General features: G+C 53.8%; 7 protein-coding genes. 4 read left to right on the top strand and 3 right to left on the bottom strand.

Going from position 1 to position 5,678, the window contains the following annotated elements:
• Nucleotides 1-185: 185 nt before the first annotated feature.
• The 3 genes from FE783_RS37105 to FE783_RS37095 all read left to right on the top strand — a co-directional run bounded on the left by FE783_RS37105 (nucleotide 186) and on the right by FE783_RS37095 (nucleotide 1,585).
• Nucleotides 186-530 (top strand): hypothetical protein, encoded by a 345-nt coding sequence (locus FE783_RS37105; RefSeq protein ID WP_138884429.1) that lies wholly within the window; start codon nucleotides 186-188, stop codon nucleotides 528-530.
• A 66-nt stretch (nucleotides 531-596) separates the two neighbouring features.
• On the top strand, nucleotides 597-1,007 hold the full coding sequence (locus FE783_RS37100) for an SRPBCC family protein (RefSeq protein WP_138884428.1): 411 nt from the start codon (nucleotides 597-599) through the stop codon (nucleotides 1,005-1,007).
• A 35-nt stretch (nucleotides 1,008-1,042) separates the two neighbouring features.
• On the top strand, nucleotides 1,043-1,585 hold the full coding sequence (locus FE783_RS37095) for a DUF1697 domain-containing protein (protein WP_138884430.1): 543 nt from the start codon (nucleotides 1,043-1,045) through the stop codon (nucleotides 1,583-1,585).
• Between the two features lie 345 nt (nucleotides 1,586-1,930).
• Here FE783_RS37095 and FE783_RS37090 read toward each other — a convergent pair whose 3' ends face one another.
• Both FE783_RS37090 and FE783_RS37085 read right to left on the bottom strand, forming a co-directional pair.
• The gene (locus FE783_RS37090; RefSeq protein ID WP_138884427.1) at nucleotides 1,931-3,118 is read right to left on the bottom strand and encodes an MFS transporter; all 1,188 of its coding nucleotides are present in this window, start codon (nucleotides 3,116-3,118) and stop codon (nucleotides 1,931-1,933) included.
• 133 nt (nucleotides 3,119-3,251) lie between these two features.
• A complete protein-coding gene (locus FE783_RS37085; protein ID WP_138884426.1) occupies nucleotides 3,252-3,914 on the bottom strand; it encodes a LysE family translocator in 663 nt (220 codons plus the stop codon).
• A gap of 210 nt (nucleotides 3,915-4,124) precedes the next feature.
• Here FE783_RS37085 and FE783_RS37080 point away from each other — a divergent pair, with 210 nt between their 5' ends.
• Nucleotides 4,125-4,355 carry a hypothetical protein gene (locus tag FE783_RS37080; RefSeq protein WP_138884425.1) on the top strand — a complete coding sequence of 77 codons (231 nt, stop codon included), beginning with the start codon at nucleotides 4,125-4,127 and terminating at the stop codon, nucleotides 4,353-4,355.
• Between the two features lie 73 nt (nucleotides 4,356-4,428).
• On the opposite strand, the gene FE783_RS37075 is transcribed toward FE783_RS37080, so the two are convergent.
• The gene (locus tag FE783_RS37075; RefSeq protein WP_138884424.1) at nucleotides 4,429-5,331 is read right to left on the bottom strand and encodes a DMT family transporter; all 903 of its coding nucleotides are present in this window, start codon (nucleotides 5,329-5,331) and stop codon (nucleotides 4,429-4,431) included.
• Nucleotides 5,332-5,678: the final 347 nt, after the last annotated feature.

Genomic DNA, 5,678 nt, shown 5'->3' with positions numbered 1-5,678 from the left:
TGTGACTGATTCGTTCGATCTCTTCCGGACTCATTTTCATCAGTGGTCCCCTTTTCCATTTGAACTCGGTTACCCATTATTAACCAAGTTTTCTACGTTTGAAAAGGGGGGACCTAAGTAGTAACAAAGAGGTTCACTAATAAACAAATTAGGTTCATTGGAGCAAAAGGCATTGATGGTTATGTATGGCGGGTTTGCTGCTGCTCGGCTCGGTGATCTGGTTTCTGGTGCGGCTCGCTCATGCGGTCCAGGCCGTTCGCGATCCGTACGGCAAGGTGTTGATTATCGCGCTGTCGGTGCCGTTCGCCGTTCAACTCGTTTATGGGCTTGCCATGATGACCGGGAGGGTGCTCATAACCGATATTCCGCTCCATTTCCTCGGCTACGGCAGCCATTTGATGGTCGAATACGCAGACGTGGGCTGCTGCTCGGGATTTATAGGAGGAAGGACATCATTCCCGTTCATGCTGCACAATAGCGACGGTCGCGAATGCACGGACGGACATTGTCCGAAAAATACAATCCGTTGACGGATGAATCGGCTACAATAAACGTAAACAATGTGTTCTTATAGAACACGAAAGGAGCATCGATATATGACCCCTACAGCCAAATCGCGGACGCTCGGCATCTCCATTCAGCGCCCACAGGAGCAAGTGTACGACTACATTCTGGATCTCGCCCGTTTCCCGGATTGGGCAACCTCGTTCTGCTTGTCCATTCGGGAGGAAGACGGCAAATGGCTGATGCAGACGCTGGATGGCCCTGCCGAGATCCGCTTCGTAGAGCGGAACAAGTTCGGGGTGCTGGATCATGTCGTCACCCCCAGTTCGGGCCCCGAGGCGTCGGTGTCGATGCGCGCCATTGCCAACGGCACCGGATGCGAGGTGCTCTTGACTATATTCCAACAGCCGGCCATATCCGACGAAAAGTTCCGGAACGATGCGGACATGGTGATGCGCGATCTGCTGACTTTGAAAAGCGTGCTGGAGCGAAGCGGAACATGATATATTGAGGTAAAAAGAATCGGGGATTTCCGGTGATGACGACTTATATCGCTCTGCTGCGGGGTATAAACGTAGGCGGGAAAAACAAAATCAAGATGGCCGAGCTGAAGAGCGCCTTGGAAGCGATCGGACTTGGCCGGGTACAGACGTATATTCAAAGCGGCAACGTCGTATTTGAGTCCGGGGAAGAAGCGGACTTGCTGCGAGGGCGAATCGAGCGGGAGATCAAACAGACTTTCGGTATTCCGGCCGCCGTCATACTGAGAACGGCCGCGGAGCTGGAACGGATCGTAACGGATTGTCCTTTCGCGGCGGACGCCCTGTCGGAAGGAGAAAGCTTGCAGGTGTGTTTGTTGACCGAAGCGCCTTCGCAGGAAAAGGTCGACCGGCTATCGGAAGGCAAAAGCGAAATCGATGAATACCGGGTCCAGGGACGGGAAATTTACTTGCTGTTCCGGCAAAGCGTGCTCGATTCCAAGCTGGCGGCCAATATTCCGAAATTGGGCGATTCGGCGACGACACGCAATTGGAGCACGATCAACAAGCTTCACTTTATGGCTCGATCCATGCAGGCATAGAGCATCGGCAAGCCTATAAACTGGCGAAGGCCCTTCGATATCCCATCGAGGGGCCTTCAACGTGGGAACACGTGATTATAAGGACTTGCATTGGCTTAAGAAGCAATCTTCTTCCAAATGCTAGGGTACTTTACCGGTTACGACTCGAAACCATTTCGAGCGCTTCCTTCTTACAAGGGATAACATGGTTACCATCAACCTTTCGGATAGCTGGATCCTCGTTCGGATCTGTTTTCCGCCGTTTGATTCGTATAATCACCACTTCCCACTTGACTATCATTACCCCGATCGAAGAAAGGTGAAACATCAAAAATTAAATTATAAAAAAATAAACGATGCCGGACGCTACCGCACCGACAAATGCGCCGCTTCGCTCCCCGCCGTCTTTCCATTCCGCTCCGGAATGAGGGAACGCGAGAGGAAGAAAGCGAGCCGGAGCAGCGCAACCGCACAGAAGCACACCCACAGCGGCAGCACCGATACGAGCGCTCCGGCGATCAGCGGCCCGATGGCCATGCCGAGCTGCATGACGAGCTGGAAGTCGGAGAAGTAGGCCATCTCGGCTTTATGCTTTCCGGCCTCCTCCATCATCATCGTTTGCGTGGATACCTCGCACACCGCGAGCATGAACCCTGTCCACGCCTGGGCGACGACAAGCAGCCAGTACGCATCGATGAACCCATACGGAAAAGCGCAAAGCATCATGCCGATCAGGGCGGCCGAATAGATCCGCATCGTACCGAGCCGCTCCATCAGCTTGCGCACAAGCGGCAGGGCGAGCGCGGAGACGATCCCGGCGGTGACGACGAAATAACCGATTTGCGTGTTGCTCAAGTGTAACATTTTGATGTGGTAAATCGTGAATAGAGAAGGGGTCATATAAATGCCCGCGTTGTTCAGCGCCATCCACCAAATGTTCCGGTTGCATTCCCGGAACGGTCGGACCCACCGGAGGCGGATTTGCGTCTTCTCCCGCGGAGCGAGTCCGGCGATCAACGACATGCCGGTGAACGTGGACAAGCAGCCGATCAGCATCGAGCCTACATAATTGTATGGAAAAAACGAATCGGTCGCGTCCAACGCGTAGCCGATCAGCAGCCCGCCGGACGTCGTGATAACCAGGGCGATGATTTTGTTCCGGCTGAATAGGGCGGGGAAATGGTGCGGTTCGATGACGCGGCGCAAAATGGCCGGCTGCTGGGCCGACGTCACGATGACGGAGACGGCGTTGATGGACCAGAATACGAGCAGGACCGGAATCGGATTCGACAACAGGACGGAGAGCGCCATACAGATGAAGGCGAACTGCCTTACATAGCCGCTCGTCAGGAAAACGCCGCGGGTTACGGGCAGCTGCCGGGTCAGGAAGGCGAGCGAGAGTGCGCAGAATAGGGCGGGAAGCGAGTTGGACAAGGCGATTTCGAAGTCGCTTGCGCCGAGTCTGGCTATAAGCACACCGAGAAAGGTGAAAAAAGTTACGCTTTTGATGTTTTGCAGCAGGGCGTCCAAATAAATGCGGGTCGTCGCCTTCATGTCGGGTTTGTCCTTTCCGATTATCCGGATGCTGGAAGCCGCGTTCCGTAAAGCTCGGGCAGCTTCTGTAAGTGTACCCCCGGCTGCAGACGTAGCATATGGACATCCCCCGCAAAAAACATGGATTATCCGATCACGAGGCGCCTCCTTGGATGATGTCTGTCCAGCCGTCCCAAAACACCTTTGCGGCGAAATAAAGGAACAGCAGCGCGGAACAGAACGAGAGCGCGCGCACCAGCTTCGGGCCGGCGTAGGAGCCGGATATGCTGCTGATCCAAGCTGCGCCAAGCGACCAGAGTAGGCCGGCGGAGAAAAAACCGGCTGCGAAGACGACCAGCCCGGAACCGTGCCCGATATTCATGCCGGCGACGATCGGCCCGGCCACGAGGGCGAACCAGGCGATGGCGGTAGGCGAGGCCATGGCGAGTCCGAGACCGGTCAGAAAGTGGCGGGGCAAGGACTTGCCGGCGGCAGCCGCGGCTGCAGAACCGGGTAAGTTCGCTTTCGGACGCCACGTCTCGCGGAGCATTTTGAACGTAAGGAAGAGAAGTGTCGCTGTGCCGGCGAGCCATAGCGTCCATTTTACGGGAAGCAGCTCGAACACGGCTCCGACGCCGAGCAGGGCGAGCGACATATACAGCAGATCGCCGAAGCAGGAGCCGAACCCGACCGCGAACGACGGCTTGAGCCCTTTTTCGATGCCGGTCTTGATGATGGCGACGTTGACCATTCCCAAATCGAGACAGAGGGAGAGCGACAGCAGGAAGCCTTGCGCGAACGGAAGAAGAAATGACATGTTCACCATCCCTGTACAAAGTCAGAATGTTGAAGGCTACAAATTTATGTCTGACATTGTACGTGTAATTAAGCGGGCAATAGCAGTATAATACAGGATAGAGTAAATCATAAATATTATGATTTTCACAATTGTGTAATACTTTTTTAAGGTATATTTAATATTCGAGGCGTAAAATATTTCTAATGTAGAAGGGTAGGGGGATTTCGCATGAAAACATTGATCCAATTTCAGAACAAGCTGATACCGGTATATGTCATAAACGCAACGTCCCAGAAGTCGTTCAAAGTTTTGCTGCAAACATTGGAAACAAAGTTCGAGACCGGCAAATCCGCCATGAAGAAATGTTTGGCTTCCTTAATCAGCATCGAGATCGACGGCGGGGAAGCGATCCTGCACAGCTTCAGAGAGGAAGATTCGCTCGCACTTTCCTTGTATTAAACCATAGAACATAAAGTCTGCAGACGCACTCGATAGAGCGCATATGCAGACTTTTTTCGCTTTAAGGAGCACCCTAAGAGGGCCGCTGTTTCTTCTCCAAGCTGATCCAGATCAAGCCGGCGGCCATGCATAGTGCGCCTGCGATTTGCCATAGCGTGATCCGCTCGTCGAACAGGATATAACCGGCCGCTACCGCAGCGGCGGGAACGACATATCTGAAAAAATTGGAGCGGGCCGCCCCGATCCGGTACATGCACACGTTCCATACGACGAAGGCGACGACCGTACATAAGATTACATTATAGAAGATTGCGAGCAGGCTCCCTGCATCGAGCCCCGACCAATCGACCTTGCCCCACGAACCGAGCGTAAGCGGAAATAGAAACAGGCTGCCGAACAAGATGAACCAAGCGCTCACCCGCAGCGCGGAATACTGCTTCATCAGCGGCATGCAGGCGAGATTGAACAGAGCCCCGATCATGCTGACGGCAAAGGCGAGCGCATTGCCGATCATGTTGCGCGATGACAGATCGATGCCCTCGCCGCCTCCGATGATGACCAGCGAGACGCCGATCATGGCTGCGATCCCTCCGGTTACAAGCCGCTTGGAGATCGCCTCGCGATAAAACAAAGGGGCGAACAGCGCCGCGAATATGGGCCAAGGCGCCACATTGAGCAACGAAGCGTTGGCGAGCGTCGTATACTTGATCGAATACATGACCGCGATCTCCAACCCCGTGACGCCGAACAAGCCGATGACCATCAACTGCATGGCCACTTTGAACGAGACGCCGACGCTCCCTTCCCGCAGCTTCAATAAGATGAAGAAAAACGGGACCGCCAGCCCGAACCGCAAAAAGGTGAACAGCGCCGGATCGAACGTATCCATCGCCAGCCGGGATATCCCGAAATTCGTCCCCCACACCGCCGCGACTATGACGAGTCCGGCGTAATACAAGTATGCTTGCTTTCCCATGTTCTCTCTGCCCCCGAATGTACTAGATTCATATTAGGGGATATTGGATCACGCGTAAAGACAAATAAATTTGCGCGGCGAACCCTGGTTCGGAGGATCGAATGAGCAGCGTGAACGATCGCTTCGGAAGCGGATGATAGCGGCACTATGCGCGGGAATTAGGTACAAATGAACACTATATCAATTGAACGAGCGGTTCTGGGACAAAATAGCGTTCAAATGTGTTACTACTTAGGTCCCCCCTTTTCAAACGTAGAAAACTTGGTTAATAATGGGTAACCGAGTTCAAATGGAAAAGGGGACCACTGATGAAAATGAGTCCGGAAGAGATCGAACGAATCAGTCAC

The sequence above is a fragment of the Paenibacillus mesophilus genome (genome assembly GCF_005938385.1).
Classification (GTDB): domain Bacteria; phylum Bacillota; class Bacilli; order Paenibacillales; family NBRC-103111; genus Paenibacillus_AB; species Paenibacillus_AB mesophilus.
Note: the sequence above shows the minus strand (reverse complement) of the source record. Positions and strands in the feature narration are given on the sequence as shown.

Bases quoted from the DNA above. Each gene is read 5' to 3' on its own strand.
- FE783_RS37090 (WP_138884427.1), bottom strand. From the start codon at position 3,118: ATGAAGGCGACGACCCGCATTTATTTGGACGCCCTGCTGCAAAACATC.
- FE783_RS37075 (WP_138884424.1), bottom strand. From the start codon at position 5,331: ATGGGAAAGCAAGCATACTTGTATTACGCCGGACTCGTCATAGTCGCG.
- FE783_RS37080 (WP_138884425.1), top strand. From the start codon at position 4,125: ATGAAAACATTGATCCAATTTCAGAACAAGCTGATACCGGTATATGTC.
- FE783_RS37100 (WP_138884428.1), top strand. From the start codon at position 597: ATGACCCCTACAGCCAAATCGCGGACGCTCGGCATCTCCATTCAGCGC.
- FE783_RS37105 (WP_138884429.1), top strand. From the start codon at position 186: ATGGCGGGTTTGCTGCTGCTCGGCTCGGTGATCTGGTTTCTGGTGCGG.
- FE783_RS37095 (WP_138884430.1), top strand. From the start codon at position 1,043: ATGACGACTTATATCGCTCTGCTGCGGGGTATAAACGTAGGCGGGAAA.
- FE783_RS37085 (WP_138884426.1), bottom strand. From the start codon at position 3,914: ATGTCATTTCTTCTTCCGTTCGCGCAAGGCTTCCTGCTGTCGCTCTCC.